At 71.9% G+C, this 17,891-nt stretch carries 19 protein-coding genes; 15 read left to right on the forward strand and 4 right to left on the reverse strand.

The window, feature by feature from the left end; all coding sequences use genetic code 11:
* The first annotated feature begins 13 nt into the window (after positions 1-13).
* The 3 genes from ACFQZY_RS03085 to ACFQZY_RS03095 all read left to right on the forward strand — a co-directional run bounded on the left by ACFQZY_RS03085 (position 14) and on the right by ACFQZY_RS03095 (position 2,964).
* Positions 14-991: a Bug family tripartite tricarboxylate transporter substrate binding protein gene (locus tag ACFQZY_RS03085; protein WP_377412444.1), complete on the forward strand. Its 978-nt coding sequence runs from the start codon at positions 14-16 to the stop codon at positions 989-991.
* A gap of 73 nt (positions 992-1,064) precedes the next feature.
* Entirely contained in the window at positions 1,065-2,030 is a 966-nt protein-coding gene (locus ACFQZY_RS03090) for a Bug family tripartite tricarboxylate transporter substrate binding protein (protein ID WP_377412446.1), read from the forward strand.
* Between the two features lie 13 nt (positions 2,031-2,043).
* Positions 2,044-2,964: an SMP-30/gluconolactonase/LRE family protein gene (locus tag ACFQZY_RS03095; RefSeq protein WP_377412448.1), complete on the forward strand. Its 921-nt coding sequence runs from the start codon at positions 2,044-2,046 to the stop codon at positions 2,962-2,964.
* 33 nt (positions 2,965-2,997) lie between these two features.
* Here ACFQZY_RS03095 and ACFQZY_RS03100 read toward each other — a convergent pair whose 3' ends face one another.
* Positions 2,998-3,798, reverse strand: coding sequence for an IclR family transcriptional regulator C-terminal domain-containing protein (locus ACFQZY_RS03100; protein ID WP_377412450.1), 801 nt, complete (start codon positions 3,796-3,798; stop codon positions 2,998-3,000).
* A gap of 93 nt (positions 3,799-3,891) precedes the next feature.
* On the opposite strand from ACFQZY_RS03100, the gene ACFQZY_RS03105 reads away from it, so the two are divergent.
* From ACFQZY_RS03105 to ACFQZY_RS03155, 11 genes are all read left to right on the forward strand, one after another.
* Complete coding sequence (locus ACFQZY_RS03105; RefSeq protein ID WP_377412452.1) at positions 3,892-4,590, forward strand: 3-oxoacid CoA-transferase subunit A; 699 nt, start codon at positions 3,892-3,894, stop codon at positions 4,588-4,590.
* Between the two features lie 12 nt (positions 4,591-4,602).
* On the forward strand, positions 4,603-5,253 hold the full coding sequence (locus tag ACFQZY_RS03110) for a 3-oxoacid CoA-transferase subunit B (protein ID WP_377412454.1): 651 nt from the start codon (positions 4,603-4,605) through the stop codon (positions 5,251-5,253).
* A gap of 32 nt (positions 5,254-5,285) precedes the next feature.
* Entirely contained in the window at positions 5,286-6,488 is a 1,203-nt protein-coding gene (gene pcaF / locus ACFQZY_RS03115) for a 3-oxoadipyl-CoA thiolase (protein WP_377412456.1), read from the forward strand.
* A 50-nt stretch (positions 6,489-6,538) separates the two neighbouring features.
* Positions 6,539-7,477 (forward strand): LysR family transcriptional regulator, encoded by a 939-nt coding sequence (locus ACFQZY_RS03120; RefSeq protein ID WP_377412458.1) that lies wholly within the window; start codon positions 6,539-6,541, stop codon positions 7,475-7,477.
* Positions 7,478-7,511: 34 nt separating this feature from the next.
* Complete coding sequence (locus ACFQZY_RS03125) at positions 7,512-8,747, forward strand: CaiB/BaiF CoA transferase family protein (protein WP_377412460.1); 1,236 nt, start codon at positions 7,512-7,514, stop codon at positions 8,745-8,747.
* The gene (locus ACFQZY_RS03130; protein WP_377412462.1) at positions 8,744-9,691 is read left to right on the forward strand and encodes a hydroxymethylglutaryl-CoA lyase; all 948 of its coding nucleotides are present in this window, start codon (positions 8,744-8,746) and stop codon (positions 9,689-9,691) included. Before ACFQZY_RS03125 ends, ACFQZY_RS03130 begins: the two co-directional genes overlap by 4 nt.
* 5 nt (positions 9,692-9,696) lie before the next feature.
* On the forward strand, positions 9,697-10,458 hold the full coding sequence (locus tag ACFQZY_RS03135; protein ID WP_377412465.1) for an Asp/Glu racemase: 762 nt from the start codon (positions 9,697-9,699) through the stop codon (positions 10,456-10,458).
* A gap of 49 nt (positions 10,459-10,507) precedes the next feature.
* A complete protein-coding gene (locus ACFQZY_RS03140) occupies positions 10,508-11,482 on the forward strand; it encodes a Bug family tripartite tricarboxylate transporter substrate binding protein (RefSeq protein ID WP_377412467.1) in 975 nt (324 codons plus the stop codon).
* 40 nt (positions 11,483-11,522) lie between these two features.
* Positions 11,523-11,984 (forward strand): (2Fe-2S)-binding protein, encoded by a 462-nt coding sequence (locus tag ACFQZY_RS03145; RefSeq protein ID WP_377412469.1) that lies wholly within the window; start codon positions 11,523-11,525, stop codon positions 11,982-11,984.
* 13 nt (positions 11,985-11,997) lie between these two features.
* Positions 11,998-14,244 carry a molybdopterin cofactor-binding domain-containing protein gene (locus ACFQZY_RS03150; protein ID WP_377412471.1) on the forward strand — a complete coding sequence of 749 codons (2,247 nt, stop codon included), beginning with the start codon at positions 11,998-12,000 and terminating at the stop codon, positions 14,242-14,244.
* A 114-nt stretch (positions 14,245-14,358) separates the two neighbouring features.
* A complete protein-coding gene (locus ACFQZY_RS03155; RefSeq protein ID WP_377412473.1) occupies positions 14,359-14,748 on the forward strand; it encodes a hypothetical protein in 390 nt (129 codons plus the stop codon).
* Positions 14,749-14,758: 10 nt separating this feature from the next.
* On the opposite strand, the gene dmeF is transcribed toward ACFQZY_RS03155, so the two are convergent.
* A complete protein-coding gene (dmeF, locus tag ACFQZY_RS03160) occupies positions 14,759-15,724 on the reverse strand; it encodes a CDF family Co(II)/Ni(II) efflux transporter DmeF (protein ID WP_377412475.1) in 966 nt (321 codons plus the stop codon).
* A gap of 59 nt (positions 15,725-15,783) precedes the next feature.
* On the opposite strand from dmeF, the gene ACFQZY_RS03165 reads away from it, so the two are divergent.
* Positions 15,784-16,401: an ATP-binding cassette domain-containing protein gene (locus ACFQZY_RS03165; protein ID WP_377412478.1), complete on the forward strand. Its 618-nt coding sequence runs from the start codon at positions 15,784-15,786 to the stop codon at positions 16,399-16,401.
* Between the two features lie 55 nt (positions 16,402-16,456).
* Here the strand turns inward: ACFQZY_RS03165 and ACFQZY_RS03170 are convergent, their stop codons facing one another.
* Together ACFQZY_RS03170 and ACFQZY_RS03175 are read right to left on the reverse strand one after the other, a co-directional pair.
* Positions 16,457-17,143, reverse strand: a complete 687-nt coding sequence (locus ACFQZY_RS03170; protein WP_377412480.1) for a nitroreductase — start codon at positions 17,141-17,143, stop codon at positions 16,457-16,459.
* 35 nt (positions 17,144-17,178) lie between these two features.
* Complete coding sequence (locus tag ACFQZY_RS03175) at positions 17,179-17,889, reverse strand: carbonic anhydrase (RefSeq protein WP_377412482.1); 711 nt, start codon at positions 17,887-17,889, stop codon at positions 17,179-17,181.
* Positions 17,890-17,891: the final 2 nt, after the last annotated feature.

Consider the following 17,891-nt stretch of genomic DNA (forward strand, 5'->3'; position numbering starts at 1 on the left):
CTGGAGACAACCCATGAATTTTTCGACGACGCGGCGCAGCCTGCTCGCCCTCCCGCTGCTGGCCCTGGCGGGCGGCGTGCACGCGCAGGCCCCGGCATGGCCGGTGAAACCGGTCAAGATCGTCGTGCCCTATGCGGCCGGCGGCCCCGCCGACGTGACGGCCCGGGAAATCGCGCAGAAGCTGGCGGCGGCCACCGGCCAGTCCTTCGTGGTCGACAACCAGGGCGGGTCCCTGGGCATCCCGTCGCTGCTGGCCGTGACCCGCGCCGAGCCCGACGGCCACACCCTGTGGATGCCGGCACTGGGCAACGCGGTCCTCCAGCCCCTCCTGAGCAAGCAGGGCGGCGCCGAGTACATCGCCCGGCTGCGCCCGGTCGGCATGGTGACCAGCAGCGCCCACGTGCTGGTGGTGTCGTCCAAGCTGCCGGTGAAGAACGTGCAGGAACTGGTGGCCTACGCGAAGGCCAACCCGGGCCAGCTGAGCTTCGCGTCGGCAGGCGTCGGCGGCACCGCCCACCTGGCCGCGGAACTGTTCAAGAGTCTGGCCCAGGCCGACGTGGTGCATGTCCCCTACAAGGGCAGCGCGGGGGCCGTCAACGACCTGGCGGCCGGCCGGGTCCAGGCCATGTTCAGCAGCCTGCCCTCGCTGCAGCCGCTGGTGGACAAGGGCTATGTGCGCCTGCTGGCCGCGACGGCGCCCAGCACCTCGCCGGCGACGCGCTCGCTGCCGCAGATGTCGGCGACGCTGCCCGGCTTCGAGTACGCCTCCTGGTACGCGATGTACGCCCCGCGCCAGACGCCGACCCCCGTGGTCGCGCGCATCAACGCCCTGATGCAGCAGGTGCTGAAGGACCCGGACCTCAAGGCCCGGATCGAGCCCCACGGCATGGAACTGGTGCCCACGGGCCCGGAGGAAGTCGCCACCTGGGTCAAGCGGGACGAGGACAAGTGGCGCGCGGTGATCAGCAAGGCGGGGATCACCCTGGACTGAACGCCGCCCTCCCGCCCGCTCCCTTCGAACGAGACGCATCAGCCCCTTCGACCTGAATCCACTGGAGACCCTCATGACCCGGACCCGTACCTTCCTCGCGGCGCTGGCCGTCGCCGCCGCCCCCCTGGCCGGCTTCGCCCAGGCCTGGCCCGACAAGCCCGTGCGCCTCGTCGTGCCCTACGCGCCCGGCGGCACCACCGACTTCGCGGCCCGCCTCGTCGCCGAGCGCCTCACGCAGCAGACCGGCACCAGCTTCTTCGTCGAGAACAAGGCCGGCGCCTCGGGCACCATCGCCACCGCACAGGTGGCCAAGAGCGCGCCCGATGGCGCCACCTTCCTGGTCAACGACACGACCTACGCCATGCTGCCTTCGCTGTTCGCGAAGCTGCCCTGGGACCATGCCAGCGACCTGGTGCCCGTGACCACGCTGGCCGTCACGCCGGTGGTGCTGGTGGTGCCGGCGAACTCGCCGTTCAAGACCGCGCAGGAGCTCGTCGAGCACGCGCGCCGCAACCCCGGCAAGCTGAATTTCGGCTCCGGCGGCACCGGCAGCTCCACCCATCTCTCGGCCGAGGTCCTGAAGAAGGAGGGCAGGCTGTTCATCACCCACATCCCGTACAAGGGCGCGGGCGATGCGATGGTCGGCCTCCTGGGCAACCAGGTGGACCTGCTGATCACCGCCGCGCCGACCGCGGTGCCCCAGGTGCAGGGCGGCAAGGTGCGCGCCCTCGCCGTCACCGGCGACAAGCCGCTGCCCGGCCTGCCGGGCGTGCCTACGTTCAAGGAGGTCGGCCTGCCAGGCTACACCGTGACCAACTGGTTCGGCCTGGCGGCCCCCAAGGGCACGCCCAAGGCCGTGGTGGACAGGCTGCAGGCCGAGGTGAAGAAGGCCATGGCGGACCCCAAGGTCAGCGAGCGGCTGAACGCGATGGGCGCGGCCCCGGGCGGCCTTGCCAGCGCCGACTTCGCCAGCTTCATCCAGCGCGAGACGAAGCTGTGGTCCGACGTGAGCAAGACCGCCGGCGTGCGGGCCGAGTGAGGAGCCGGCCGCCATGTGGAACCTCGACTTCCAGCCCCCGGCGGTCATCGTGGCGCGCGTGCTCGCGCGCCTGCCCGACGCCCTGCGCCGCCCGGTGCGCAGCGAGTGGGCCGATGCGAACAAGCCCGGCCACGTGGTCGACTGCTTCCTCGAGGGCCCGGCCTTCGACCGCAGCGGCAACCTGTACCTGACCGACATCCCGCACGGCCGGATCTTCCGGCTCACGCCGGCCGGCGAGTGGCAGGAGGTCACGCAGACCGGCGGCTGGCCCAACGGCATCGCGGTCCACCGTGACGGCTCGCTCTGGGTCACCGACTACCGGCGCGGACTGCTGCGGGTGGAGGCGGACAGCGGCCGGGTCGAGGTGCTGCTGGGGCACCGCAACTCCGAGGGCTTCAAGGGCCTGAACGACCTGGTGTTCGACGCCGAGGGCCACTGCTGGTTCACCGACCAGGGCCAGACCGGCATGCACGACCCCACGGGCCGCGTCCTGCGCTGGCGCACCGACGGCCGCCTGGACCTGCTGCTGTCCAACGCGCCCAGCCCCAACGGCATCGCGCTCGACCCGTCGGGCCGCTTCCTCTTCGTCGCCGTCACGCGGGGCAACGCGGTGTGGCGCGGGCCGCTGCTGCCGGACGGCTCGATCTCCAAGGTAGGCACCTTCCGCAGCTTCTTCGGCACCAGCGGCCCCGACGGCCTGGCGGTGGACGCCGCCGGCCGGCTGCTGGTCGCCCATGCCAGCCTGGGCTGCGTTTTCGTGCTGAACCCGCGCGGCGAGGTCACGCACGTGGTGCGCAGCCCCACCGGGCAGACCATCACCAACGTGGCCTTCCGGCCGGGAACCTGCGAGGTGGTGATGACGGACTCCGAGCAGGGCGTGGTGCTGGCGGCGACGCTGCCGGACACCGGGTGCACCCTGTACTCGCACGCCTGACGCGCGCCGGCGGCGGGCAGCCCTCGCGGCCGCCTACGCCCGGCTCCCCACCAGCCTCGACACCTCCTGCGCCGCCTCCAGCAGCGCCGGCAGGAGGGTCTCCTTCGCGACCGCCGCACTGGTGCGCCGCAGCTGGCCCGAGACGTTCAGCGCCGCGATCACGCGCCCGTGGCGGTCGCGCACCGGGGCGGCCAGCGAGATCAGGCCCTCCTCGAGCTCCTCGACCACGATCGACCACCCCTGCTGGCGCGCCTGGCGCACCCGCGCCATCAGCGCGTCGACCTCGGTGAGGGTGTGGCGCGTGCGCGCCGGCCGCGGCATGGACTCCAGCAGGCGGCGCGCCTCGTCCTCCGGCATCTGCGCCAGCAGCACCCGACCCATCGACGTGCAGTACGCCGGCAGCCGCGTGCCCACGCTCAGCGCCAGCGACACCACCTGGTGCGCGTGCACCCGCAGCACGTAGACGATGTCCGTGCCCTCCAGCACCGCCGCCGAGCACGACTCCCGCACCTGCTCCGACAGCCGCTCCATCACCGGCTGCGCCAGCTCCCAGATCGGCATGGAGGTCAGGTAGGCATAGCCCAGGTCCAGGATGCGCGCAGTCAGGCGATAGAGCTTGCCGTCGAACTCCACGTAGCCCAGCGCCAGCAGCGTGAGCAGGATGCGCCGCGCCCCGGCCCGCGTCAGGCCGGCCCGCGCCGCCACCTCGCTCAGGGTCTGCGCCGGCGCCTGGGCGCTGAAGGAACGAATGACCTCCAGCCCCCGCGCGAAGGACTGGACATAGGCATCCCCGGGCGCGGGCGCACCGGGCGGGCGTGAGGCGGCTTGGGCCATGGGCAAGTCTGGGCTAGAATTCTTTACGCGAACACTTGTTCGATATTAGAACACAGTTCATTCCTCACCCCCATCCAGACAGGAGTCCCTCCGGTGATCAACAAGATTGCGGCCTCGGTGGAAGAAGCCCTGGCCGGCACCCCCGACGGGGCCACCGTGCTCATTGGCGGATTCGGCACCGCCGGCATCCCCTCCGAATTGATCGACGGGCTCATCGCCCAGGGCGCCCGTGAGCTCACGGTCGTGAACAACAACGCCGGCAACGGCGACACCGGCCTGGCCGCCCTGCTCAAGGCCGGCCGCGTGCGCAAGATCATCTGCAGCTTCCCGCGCCAGGTGGACAGCCATGTCTTCGACGGCCTGTACCGCAGCGGCAAGCTCGAACTGGAACTGGTGCCCCAGGGCAACCTCGCCGAGCGCCTGCGCGCCGCGGGTGCCGGCATCGGCGCCTTCTTCTCGCCCACCGGCTACGGCACCGAGCTGGCCCAGGGCAAGGAAACCCGCGAGATCAATGGCAAGCACTACGTGCTGGAGCACCCGATCCACGGCGACCTCGCCCTGGTGAAGGCCGAGGCCGGCGACCGCTGGGGCAACCTGACCTTCCGCAAGGCGGCCCGCAACTTCGGCCCGGTGATGGCCACCGCGGCGCGCCGCACCGTCGCCACCGTGCATGAGGTCGTGGAGCTCGGCACGCTGGACCCCGAGGCCATCGTCACGCCCGGCATCCATGTGTCCGCCGTCGTGAAGATCCCCCGCGTGGCCACCCAGGCCGGCGGTTTCAAGGCGGCCTGAGGAGAGAACGACATGAGCTACACCCGACGCACCAAGGACGAACTCGCCCGCCGCGTGGCCCGCGACATCCCCGACGGCGCCTACGTCAACCTCGGCATCGGCCAGCCCACGCTGGTGGCCAACCACATCCCCGCCGGCCTGGAAGTGATCCTCCACAGCGAGAACGGCATCCTCGGCATGGGCCCCGCGCCCGCCAAGGGCGAGGAGGACTACGACCTGATCAACGCCGGCAAGCAGCCGGTGACCCTGCTGCCCGGCGGCGCCTTCTTCCACCATGCGGACAGCTTCGCGATGATGCGCGGCGGCCACCTGGACATCTGCGTGCTCGGCGCCTTCCAGGTCTCGGCCACCGGCGACCTCGCCAACTGGAGCACCGGCGAGCCCGGCGCCATCCCCGCCGTCGGCGGCGCGATGGACCTGGCCATCGGCGCCAAGCAGACCTGGGTGATGATGGACTTGCTCACGAAGGCCGGCGAGAGCAAGGTGGTGCCGCGCTGCACCTACCCGCTCACCGGCATCGGCTGCGTCAAGCGCATCTACTCGGACCTCGCCACCCTGGCCTGCACGCCCACCGGGCTGGAGCTGATCGACGTCGTCGAGGGCCTGGCCCACGAGGAACTCGAGCGCCTGGTCGGCCTGCCGATTCGCAAGCCCGCAGCCTGAGCCGCCGCCTGAACACCCCACGAAAGATCCCCATGAACCAAGCCTTCATCTGCGACGCCATCCGCACCCCCTTCGGCCGCTACGGCGGCGCCCTGTCCTCGGTGCGCACCGACGACCTGGCCGCCATCCCGCTGAAGGCGCTGATGGCGCGCAACCCGAACCTGGACTGGAACGCCGTCGACGACGTGCTCTATGGCTGCGTGAACCAGGCCGGCGAGGACAACCGCAACGTCGCCCGCATGGCGCTGCTGCTGGCGGGCCTGCCGCAGGAGGTGCCTGGCGCCACCATCAACCGCCTGTGCGGCTCCGGCCTCGACGCCGTGGGCACCGCGGCGCGCGCCATCAAGTCCGGCGAGGCCGGCCTGATGATCGCCGGCGGCGTGGAGAGCATGAGCCGCTCGCCCTTCGTCATGCCCAAGGCCACCAGCGCCTTCTCGCGTGACAACGCGGTCTACGACACCACCATCGGCTGGCGCTTCGTCAACAAGCTGATGAAGGAAAAGTACGGCGTGGACGCCATGCCCGAGACCGCCGAGAACGTGGCCGACGACTACAAGATCGAGCGCGAGGCGCAGGACCGCATGGCCCTGGCCAGCCAGCTCAAGGCCGTGGCCGCCCAGAAGGCCGGCCACCTGGCGCGCGAGATCTGCCCGGTCACCATCCCGCAGAAGAAGGGCGAGGCCCTCGTCGTCGACAAGGACGAACACCCTCGCGAGACCAGCCTCGAGGCGCTGGCCAAGCTCAAGGGCGTGGTCCGCCCCGACGGCTCCGTGACCGCCGGCAACGCCTCCGGCGTGAACGACGGCGCCTGCGCCCTGATCATGGCCAGCGAGGCCCAGGCCCGGCTGCAGGGCCTCACGCCGCGCGCCCGCGTGGTGGGCATGGCCACCGCCGGCGTGGCGCCGCGCATCATGGGCATCGGCCCGGCGCCGGCCACGCAGAAGGTGCTGGCGCAGACCGGCCTCAGCCTCGACCAGATGGACGTGATCGAACTGAACGAGGCCTTCGCCGCCCAGGGCCTGGCCGTGCTGCGCCTGCTGGGGCTGAAGGACGACGACGAGCGCGTGAACGCCTGGGGCGGCGCCATCGCCCTGGGCCACCCCCTGGGCGCCTCCGGCGCGCGCCTGGTGACCACCGCCATCAACCGCCTGCACACCACCGGCGGGCGCTACGCGCTGTGCACCATGTGCATTGGCGTGGGCCAGGGCATCGCGGTCATCCTCGAGAAGGTCTGACGCACGAGGCCTGAACGGGGGCCCGGGGCATCGGCTACAGTGACCCGCCGATGCCCTCCCCCTACAACCTCGCCCGCTTCGACCTGGTCTCGATCCGCCTCGCGGTGGACTGCGCCCGCCTGGGCAGCCTGAGCGCCGCGGCGCGCGAGGCCCACCTGGCGCTGGCCGCCGCCAGCCGCCGCATCCGCGAGCTGGAGGATGCGGTCGGCGAGCCCCTGTTCGAGCGCCATGGCCGGGGCGTGCGGCCCACCGAGGCGGGCAGCGTCTTCGCCCGGCACGGGCTGACCCTGCTGCAGAACGTGGAGCAGATGGCCGTCGAACTGGCCGACCTGCGCCAGGGCGTCGCCCGCCACGTGCGCCTGTGCGCCAACACCGCCGCCATCAACGAGTTCCTGCCCCCGCTGCTGGCCCGCTACGCCCGCCAGGAGCGGCAGGTGCGGGTGGACCTCGACGAGCAGCTGTCCAACGGCGTGGTGACCTCCCTGGTCGAGGGCCGCGCCGACATCGGCGTCTTCGCCGAGGGCATCGACCCGCGCGGCCTGGAGTGCCACGTCTTCCGCCACGACGAGCTGGTGCTGGTGACCCCGCCCGGCCACCGCCTCGCCGGCCCCGGCGCCATCGCCTTCGCCGACGCCCTCGACGAGGACTGGATCACCCTGAGCGACGGCGCCGCCCTCCTGCAGCGCCAGCAGGAGACCGCCCTGGCCGCGCGCCGCCCGCTGCGGGTGCGCATGCAGGTGCGCAGCTTCGACACCGTCTGCCACCTGGTGGCCTCGGAGCTGGGCGTGGCGGTGCTGCCCCGACACGCGGTCATGCCCCTGGTGCGCTCCATGAACCTGCGGTGCCGGGCGTTGTCCGACCCCTGGTCCTCGCGCAACCTGCTGGCGGCGGTGCGCCCCGGCACCCAGGACCCGGCGGTGCTCTCGCTGCTGCGGTTCCTGGTCGAGCCTTCGCAGAACGCGAAGGCTTCCCCGGCCAAAAAGCAATAGACCCGGGTGAGTCGCCCGCGCACACTGCGCGGCCATGGAATACGCCACGCCCGCCGCCCCCGGCCTGACCGCCGGCGCCCTTGCCGGTCTCAAGGTCCTCGAGATGGGCCAGCTGATCGCCGGCCCCTTCGCCGCCAAGACGCTCGCCGACTTCGGCGCCGACGTCGTCAAGATCGAACCCCCCGGCGCCGGCGACCCGCTGCGCAACTGGCGCCTGCTGAAAAACGGCACCTCCGTCTGGTGGCAGGTGCAGTCCCGCAACAAGCGCTCGGTGGCGGTGGACCTGCGCCAGGCCGAGGGCCAGGACATCGTGCGCCGCCTCGCCCGCGAGGCCGACGTGCTGATCGAGAACTTCCGCCCCGGCGCGCTCGAGGGCTGGAACCTCTCGCCCGAATCCCTGCTGGAAGCCAACCCGCGCCTGATCATCCTGCGCGTGAGCGGCTACGGCCAGACCGGTCCCTACCGCGACCGCCCCGGCTTCGGCGTGGTCGGCGAGGCCATGGGCGGCCTGCGCCACCTCACCGCCGAACCCGGCCGCGTGCCGGTGCGGGTGGGCGTGAGCATCGGCGACACGCTGGCCGCGCTGCACGGCGTCATCGGCATCCTGGTCGCCCTCCAGGAGCGCCAGCGCTCCGGCCAGGGCCAGGTGATCGACGTCGCCCTCTACGAGGCCGTCTTCAACTGCATGGAGAGCCTGCTGCCCGAGTACAGCGCCTTCGGCGCGGTGCGCGGCCCGGCCGGCAGCGCCCTGCCCGGCATCGCCCCCAGCAACGCCTACCTGTGCTCCGACGGCGGCTACGCCCTGATCGCGGGCAACGGCGACAGCATCTTCAAGCGCCTCATGACCACCATCGGCCGTGACGACCTGGGCAACGACCCGGGCCTGGCCGACAACGCCGGCCGCGTGGCCCGCGTCGCCGAGATCGACGCGGCCATCGGCGAGTGGACCCGCCAGCGCACCGTCGACGAGGTCCTCGCCGCGCTGGACACCGCCTCGGTGCCGGCCGGCCGCATCTACACCATCGCCGACATCGCCCACGACCCGCACTACGCGGCCCGCGGCATGCTGCAGCAGATCACGCTGGACGACGGCGACCAGCTGCTGGTGCCCGGCGTGGTGCCCAAGCTCTCACGCACCCCCGGCAGCCACCGCCGCAACGCCCCCGCCGTGGGCCAGGACACCGACGCCGTGCTGCGCGAGATCGGCCTGACCGAGGACCAGATCGCCGCCCTGCAGGCCCGCGGCATCGTGCGAAAGGACGCCGCATGAATCAGCGCATCTACTTCAACGAGGTCGTCACCCGCGACGGCTTCCAGATCGAGCCCGAGTTCATCCCCACCGACGACAAGATCGCTCTGGTCGACGCGCTGTCCCAGTGCGGCTACGCCAAGATCGAGGTGACCTCCTTCGTCTCGCCCAAGGCGATCCCGCAGCTGCGCGACGCCGAGGAGGTGATGGGCCGCATCCGCCGCGTGCCCGGCGTCGAGTACACCGTGCTGGTGCCCAACCTGCGCGGCGCCGAGCGCGCCCTGGAGTCCAGGGCCGACGAGCTGAACCTGGTGATGTCGGTCTCCGAGACCCACAACCTGTCCAACCTGCGCATGCCGCGCGCCAAGAGCTTCGAGGCGCTGTCGGAAGTCATTCGCACGGTGGACGGGCGCGCCGCCATCAACGTCTCGCTGTCGACCAGCTTCGGCTGCCCCATGGAGGGCGACGTGCCCGCCAGCGAGGTGCTGGCCTGGGCCCAGCGCTTCGCCGACCTGGGCGTGCGCGGCCTCACCATCTGCGACACCACCGGCATGGCCCACCCGGCCCAGGTGGCGGCGCTGTGCGAGCAGCTGCAGGCCCGCTTCCCGCAGCAGCAGCTGACCCTGCATTTCCACAACACCCGCGGCATGGGCCTGGCCAACGTGCTGGCCGCCGTGCAATCGGGCATCACCCGCTTCGACGGCTCGCTCGGCGGCCTCGGCGGCTGCCCCTACGCGCCCGGCGCCAGCGGCAACATCTGCAGCGAAGATGCCGTCCACATGCTGGACGCCATGGGCTACGACACCGGCATGGACCTGCCGCGCCTGCTCGAAGCCGCGCGCTCCCTCCCCGCCCTCGTCGGCCGCGAGGTGCCCGGCCAGGTCGCCAAGGCCGGCCGCAGCTGCGACCTGCACCCGACCCCCGCCGCCGTGACCGAACTGCGCCAGCAACTCCAGACCGCCTGAACCGAATGACCGCCCAGACCCGTTCCTACCGCGTGGGACTCATCGTCCCCAGCTCCAACACCACGATGGAGACCGAGATCCCGGCCATGCTGCGCGCCCGCGAGCAGATGCTGCCGGAGCGCTTCACCTTCCACTCCAGCCGCATGCGCATGATGGAGGTCACGAAGGAGCAGCTTGCCGCCATGGACCGCGACTCCGACCGCTGCGCCCTGGAGCTGTCCGACGCCCGCATGGATGTCATGGGCTATGCCTGCCTGGTGGCCATCATGAGCATGGGCCTGGGCTACCACCGCGAGTCCCAGGCCCGCCTGGCCGGCGTGGCCGCGAAGAACGGCGGCGCCGCCCCGGTCACCACCAGCGCCGGCGCGCTGGTGGAAGGCCTGCAGGCGATCGGCGCCAAGCGCGTGGCCATCATCGCCCCCTACATGAAGCCGCTGACGAAGCTCGTCATCGACTACATCCAGAACGAAGGCATCGAAGTCGCCGACAGCGTCTCGCTCGAGATCCACGACAACCTCGCCGTCGGCGCCCGCGACCCGCGCGCCCCGGCCGAACTCTGGAAGCAGCTGGACCTGACCGGGGTGGACGCCATCGTCGCCTCGGCCTGCGTGCAGATGCCCTCGCTGGCCTCGGTCCCCATGATCGAGCAGGCCAGCGGCCTGCCGGTCGTGTCCAGCGCGGTGTGCACCACCTGGTCGCTGCTCAGGCACCTGGGCCTGGAGCGCCGCGTACCCGATGCCGGCGCCCTGCTCTCGGGCCGCTACTGACCCTTCCCGCCCGATCACCCCGATCACCCGGATTACAAAGGAGACATTCATGAACCGTCGTCCGTTCCTGCGCAGCGCCCTCGTGGCCAGCGCCGCCGCCCTCCTGGGCACGCTGGCCCAGGCCCAGGGCTACCCCACCAAGCCCGTGACCCTGGTCGTGCCCAACCCGCCCGGCGGCGTGGTGGACACCTCCGCCCGCCTGCTGTCCGACCCGCTGGCCAAGGTGCTCAATGGCACCGTGGTGGTGGACAACCGCGCCGGCGGCAGCGGCAACGTGGCGTACGGCCATGTCGCCCGCTCCGCGGCCGACGGCTACACCCTGCTGATCTCCTACTCCGCCTACCACGTGGGCAACCCCTCGCTCACGCCCAAGCTGCCCTGGGCGCAGAAGGACCTGGTGCCGGTGGCCCTGCTGACCGCCGCCACCAACGTGATCGCGGCCCACCCCTCGGTGCCGGCGAACAACCTGCAGGAGTTCATCGCCTACCTGAAGAAGAACCCCGGCCGGATCAGCTACGCCTCGCAGGGCAACGGCTCGCTCTCGCACATCGGCACCGAGATGCTGAAGTCGCAGACCGGCACCAGCATGGTCCACATCCCCTACCGCGGCTCGGGCCCGGCCATCCAGGACGTGCTGTCCGGCCAGGTCCAGGTGTTCATGACCACGCCGCCCTCGGTGATGCAGCACGTGCAGTCCGGCAAGCTCAAGGCCTTCGCCGTGACCGGCAAGACCCGCCACCCCGGCCTGCCCAACGTCCCCACCACCGCCGAAGCCGGCCTCAAGGGCTTCGAGCTGGAAGCCTGGGTGGGCCTGTTCGCCCCGGCGGGCACCCCGGCCGACGTGATCGCCAAGCTGACGGCCAGCGTGAAGCAGTCGCTCGACCAGCCGGACACCAAGACCCGCGCTGCCGCCGCCGGCGTGGAGCTGCGCTACCTGCCGCCCGAGGCGCTGGACGCCCTCGTCAAGCGCGAGACCGAGTACTGGGCCAAGGTGATCAAGTCCGCCGGCATCACCGCCGACTGACCCGCCCGGCCACCACCGATAACGACCAAGGAGACATGACATGCCGAAGTACACGCTCAATGTGAACGGCAAGCGCCGCACCGTCGACGCCGATGCCGACACGCCCCTGCTCTACGTGCTGCGGGACAACCTCGAGCTGAACGGTCCCAAGTACGGCTGCGGCCTGGGCCAGTGCGGCGCCTGCACCGTCCACGTGAACGGCGAGGCCACCCGCTCCTGCCTGCTGCCCGTGAGCAGCCTGGGCGGCAAGGCGGTGACCACGCTGGAAGGCCTGGGCACCAGCGCCGCGCCCGGCAAGCTGCAGCAGGCCTTCATCGACGAGCAGGCCGTGCAGTGCGGCTACTGCTGCAACGGCATGATCATGACCTCCGCGGCCCTCCTGAAGAAGAACCCCAAGCCCAGCGAGGCGCAGATCAAGGAGGCCCTGGCCGGCAACCTGTGCCGCTGCGGCACCCACCAGCGCATCTGCAACGCGGTCAAGCGCGCGGCGGCCGCCGCCTGAAGGGAGTGACACCATGAACGCTCCCGAGAAATTCCAGATCTCCCGCCGCGGCCTGCTGCAGGCCGCCGGCGCCGCCCTCGTCGTCGGCTTCAGCGCCGAGGCCAGCCTCGCGGCTACCGCCGCCCCCGCCCTGCCCCCGGCCAAGGCCGTGGCCAAGGACCTGGTCGACTCCTTCCTGGTGCTGCACAGCGACGGCAAGGTCACGGTCTACGTCGGCAAGGTCGACCTGGGCACCGGCACCAAGACCGCGATGGCGCAGATCGCCGCCGAGGAACTGGAAGTGCCGTTCAACGCCATCACCATGGTGATGGGCGATACCGCCACCACCCCGGACCAGTGGCTCACCGGCGCCAACCTCACCATCGCCCAGGGCGGCGGTGAGCTGCGCCGCGCCTGCGCCACGGCGCGCGCCGCCCTGGTGGCGCGCGCGGCCCAGCGCCTGGGCGTGCCGGCCGCCGACCTCGTCGCCTCCGGCGGCGTGGTCCGCGCCAAGGCGGACGCCAGCAAGTCGGTCACCTACGCGCAGCTCCTGCAAGGCGGCGCCTTCGACCTGAAGGTGGACGCCAAGGCCACGCTCAAGCCCGTGTCCGAGTACAAGGTGGTGGGCACCTCGGTGCCGCGCGTGGACATCCCCGAGAAGGTCACGGGCGAGTTCATCTACGCCCACGACTTCCGCATGCCCGGCATGCTGCACGCCCGCGTGATCCGACCCGACGACCTGGGCGCCAGCCTGGAATCGGTGGACGACAGCGCCGCGCGCAAGGTCAACGGCTACGTGCAGACCGTGCGCAAGGGCAACTTCCTGGCCGTGGTCTCGCGCACCGAATGGGGCGCGGTGAAGGCCGCGCGCGCGGTCAAGGCCAAGTGGTCCGCCGGCACCGGCCTGCCGGACCAGGCCACGGTGTTCGACTACTGGCGCAAGCAGCCCCTGGCCAAGGAGGAAATGACGCAGAAGGTCGGCGACGCCCCGGCCGCCCTGGCCACCGCGGCGCGCCGCGTCAAGGCCAGCTACGAGTTCGCGGTGCAGACGCACGCCTCGATCGGCCCGTCCTGCGCGGTCGCCGACTACAAGAACGGCAAGCTGGTCGTGTGGTCGCCCTCGCAGGCCACCCACTCCCTGCAGACCGAGCTGGCCGGCATCACCGGCGTGAAGGCCGAGGACATCCGCGTGCTGTACCTCGACGGCTCCGGCTGCTACGGCCGCAACGGCCACGAGGACGCCAGCGCCGACGCCGCGCTGATCTCGGTGCTGATTGGCAAGCCGGTGCGCGTGCAGTGGATGCGCGCCGACGAGACCGCCCGCGCGCCCAAGAGCCCCCCCCGCGCCATCGACATGGAGGGCGGCTTCGACGCGAGCGGCAAGCTGGTGGCCTGGTCCGCCGACTTCCATATCGCCCTGAACCACATCGTCGCCTTCAAGCCGCTGGACTTCCCGCTGCTGGCGGCGACCGACCTGGGCCAGCCCAAGCCGGGCAACTGGGTGGGCTTCCTGTTCCAGAACTCGGCCGCGCCCTACGCCCTGCCGAACCTGCGGGTCAACACGCGGCACATCGAGAAGGCCTTCTTCCGCTCGGCGCACCTGCGCAGCCCGGGCCGCATCGAGAACAGCTTCGCCAACGAGTCGTTCATGGACGAACTCGCCGCCGAGGCCAAGGTCGACCCGGCCGAGTTCCGCCTGCAGCACCTGAGCGACCCGCGCGCCATCGCCGTGATGCGCGCCGCCATGAAGCGCGCCGGCTGGCAGGCCCGCGTGGGCATCCACCCCGACGCGCTGAAGTCCACCATCAGCCGCGGCCGCGGCATCTCCTATGTCCGCTACAACAACGCCACGACCTACGTGGCCGCGATCGCCGAGGTGGAGGTGAACCGCGACACCGGCGAGGTGCGCGTGACCCGGGTGTGCGTGGGCCACGACTGCGGCCAGATCGTCAACCCCGACGGCCTGGCCAACCAGATCGAGGGCGGCGTGATCCAGACGGTCTCGCGCACGCTGATGGAGCAGGTCAACTGGGACCGCACCAAGGTCACCAGCGTGGACTGGGCCACCTACCCGATCCTGCGCTTCCCCGACGCGCCGCGCGTCGAGGTGGACATGATCAACGTGCCCGGCGAGGTGTCCTGGGGCGCGGGCGAGCCCACGCCGACCGCGATCCCGGCGGCCATCGCCAACGCCATCTACGACGCCACGGGCGCGCGCCTGCGCAGCATCCCGATCACGCCGGAGAAGGTGAAGGCGGCGATCCAGGCCCGCCGGGCCTGAGCCGGGGCGATGCACGGTCCGGGTTGATCCTGATCAATCTGGCAAGTGCCCTCCCGCTAGCATGATGGGACCGCGCCGCACCTGCGGCGCGGCCATTCCAAAGAAGGAGACATCATGCCGATCCAGTCCCTGGCCCGCCCCTCTCGCGGGCTTGCGGCCGCCCTGCTGGCCCTGTGCTGCGCCGCGGCGCAGGCCCAGTCCCCTGCCGTCCCCCACTCGACCGCGGCCTCCCCGGACGTCTACAAGGTGGTCGCGGAAAACGCCCGCTACCGCGTCATCCAGGTGACCTGGGCCCCGGGCCAGAAGGACGCGGACCATTCCCACCCCGAATCGGCCGGCTACTTCCTGGACAGCTGCCAGCTGCGGTTCTTCCTGCCGAACGGCACGACCTCCGACCTGGCGCGGCCGGCCGGCTTTGCCGTGGTGCAGGGGCCGATTGCCTCGCACGCGGTCCAGAACATCGGCACGGCGCCCTGCCGGCTGGTGATGTTCGAGCCCAAGTGAGCGTCGCGGGCTAGCCGGGACCTCCGGCCACGTCGTGGTGCACCTCGATCGTCGAGTGCACCACCTCGTCATGCACGGACAGGCGTTCGCGCACCGTGGCGGCCGTCAGCGCACGGTCCGTGCTGACCACGGTGAGGGCGCAGGCATAGGCATGCCGGCCGATGCGCCAGACATGCAGGTCGGTGATCCGGGTGGCGGGGTCGTCGCCCTCCACCGCCTCGCGGATCTCCTCGACCACGGGGTGGTCCATCTCGCGGTCCAGGAGCGCACGCCCGGTCTCGGCGAGCAGCCCGCGCGCCCACACCGCCACCACCACGGCGCCGACCAGGCCCATCACCGGGTCCAGCCAGGACCAGCCCAGGAACCAGCCCCCCAGCAGCGCGCCGATCGCCAGCGCCGAGGTGGCGGCATCCGCCAGCACGTGCAGGTAGGCGGACTTGAGGTTCAGGTCGTGGTGCCCGCCGGCGTGGCCGTGGCCAGGGTCATGCTCGCCATGCGCGTGCCCATGCCCGTGGCCATGCGCGTGCCCGAGGATGCGGGCGCAGACCAGGTTCACCCCCAGCCCCAGCACGGCGACGGCCAGCGCGTCGCGGTAGTCGATCGGCTGCGGCGAGAACAGCCGCTCCACCGAGCCCACCGCCATCAGCCCCGCCATCACCACCAGGAACACCGCGCTGGCGAAGCCGGCCAGCACCTCGACCTTCCAGGTGCCGAAGGCGAAGCGCGGGTCGGTGGCGTAGCGCCGCGCGCTGGCATAGGCCACGGCCGACAGGCCGATGGCCACCACGTGCGACCCCATGTGCCAGCCATCCGCCAGCAGCGCCATCGAGTTGAACCACCAGCCCGCGCCGATCTCCAGCACCATGGCCGCCGCCGTGATCCAGGCCACCAGGCGGGTGCCGCGCTCGGCAGCGGCGCTGTCGGCGCTCCAGTCGTGGTGGTGGTCCCAGGGGCTGGGGTCTCGGGGCAGGGACATCGGCGGGCCTTGGCTTCCAGGGGTGGCGGGAATCTTCGCCGATGGTAAAGAATGTCGGCATGTCCGCCTCCCCTCCGCCCACCGTCCCCGGCCTGCAGGGCCGGGACCTCGCCCTGTCCTTTCCCGGCTACGACGTGTTCACCGGCCTGTCGCTGAACGTCGGCCCGGGCCTGAACCTGGTGCGCGGGGGTGACGGGCGCGGCAAGACCAGCGTGCTGCAGATGATCGCCGGCGAGCGCGCGCCCTCGCGGGGCCGCATCGAGGGCACGCGCGCCACGGTGTTCTGGATCGACCCGCGCACCGGCGGCGACGACAAGCACACGCTGGCCGAGTGGCTGCAGGCGCAGCAGGCCCGCCACCCGGCCTGGGACGCCGCCCTCGCGGCGCGCCTGGCCGAGGCCTTCGGGCTCGCCGGGCAGGAGGACAAGGCGATGTACATGCTGTCCACCGGCACGCGCCGCAAGGCCCTGCTGGTGGCAGCCTTCGCCAGCGGCGCGGCGCTGACGCTGCTGGACACGCCCTGGGCCGCGCTCGACGCCCGCGGCCGCGAGCTGGTGACCGAGCTGCTGGAGGAAGCGGCCCACCAGTCGAAGCGGGCCTTCGTGGTGGCCGACGGCACCTGGCCCGAGGCCATCACCCGCGCGCCGCTGGCGGGCGGAGCCGACCTGGGGGATTGAGCAGACGGCCGCGGGACGGCCGTCGCCCACGCCCGCGCCTGGGCCTTCACCGGCGTCAGCGATCGCCGCCCGGCACCCACTGCGAGACGAAGCGCTGCGGCGGCGGCCGCGGCGGCCCCGGCTTGCGCGCGGTGGCGGTGCCCACGCTGATGAAGCACACGGCGTGCTCCTGCGCCGCCAGCCCCAGGCCCTGGCGCAGCGCCTGCGACTTCAGCGCCTTGCCGCTGGTGAGCGAGGAATCGAAGCCCTGCGCGTTGGCCGCCAGCAGCAGGTTCTGGACGGCGCAGCCCGCGGACAGCAGGCGCTCGTTCAGGTCGATCTGCGCGTCGCCGCAGGTGGCATGCACGATGACCAGCATCAGCAGCGGCGCCCGCAGCGCCTTCTCGCGCGCCTGCGCCAGCTGCTCGCCGGTGGCCAGCGGGTCGCGCTCGCGCAGGGCCCGCGCGAACAGCTCGCCCAGCGCCTCGCGGTGCGCCGGCGGCACCACCAGGAAGCGCCAGGGCAGCAGCTGGTCATGGTCCGGCGCGGTGGCCGCGGCCTGGAACATCAAGGCCAGCTGGGCGTCGTCCGGGCCCGGCGCGCCCAGGCGCTTGGGCAGCACCGTGCGCCGGGTCTGCTGCACGTGCATCAGCATTTCGGCCGGGGACACGGACAGGCCAGGCGCGCCGGGGGCATCCGGCGCGTGCGGCGTGCCGCGCTCGTCGGGGGCGCCGGCCAGGCCGGGCGCGATCGGGTCGGTCATGGGTGGATTGTCTCCCGCGCGGCCGCCGGCGCGGCTCATTCCGCCTCGGCGCGCACCTGCCCGTCGTGCTCCACGTACGGCAGGTAGGGCCCGGTGCCGCTGTTCGTCGCGTGCGAGGCGGCGACGAAGCCGCCCTGCGCCACGTCGAACACATGGACCTCGCCGTCCTCGATGACGTAGTGCCAGCCATGCAGCGTGAGCCGCCCGGCCTCGACCTCGCGGCGCACCATCGGGTAGTCCATCAGCCGCTCCAGCTGCAGCACCACGCAGCGCTGCTCGGTGCGCCGCAGGACCTCGGGCGCCGGACGCACCGGCAGCAGCGACTCGCGCGTGAGCTCCAGCCAGGCCCGCAGCGCCCTGGCCTCGTCGGGCACGCCCTCGTAGGCGGCGCGGATGGCGCCGCAGTGGCTGTGCCCGCACACCACGATGCGCTGGACCTTCAGGCTCAGGACGGCGAACTCGATCGCCGCCGTGGTGCCGTGCAGGCCGTGCGAGCCGTCGTATGGCGGCACCAGGGCGCCGACGTTGCGCACGATGAACAGCTCGCCCGGCCCCGCCCCGGTCAGGAGGTAGGGGACCAGGCGCGAGTCCGAGCAGCCGATGAACAGGGTGGTCGGGTGCTGGCCCTGCGCCACCAGGTCCTGGAAGGACTGCTGGTGCAGGGGGAAGTAATCGGCGTGGAAATGCTGCAGGCGGTGCAGCAGCTCGTCGCCGGCGTCCGGGGAAGGCGGGTTCACCGAGGCCATGA

The organism is Ramlibacter sp. GCM10027632 (assembly GCF_042675325.1).
In the GTDB taxonomy this organism is placed as follows: Bacteria; Pseudomonadota; Gammaproteobacteria; order Burkholderiales; family Burkholderiaceae_C; genus Ramlibacter.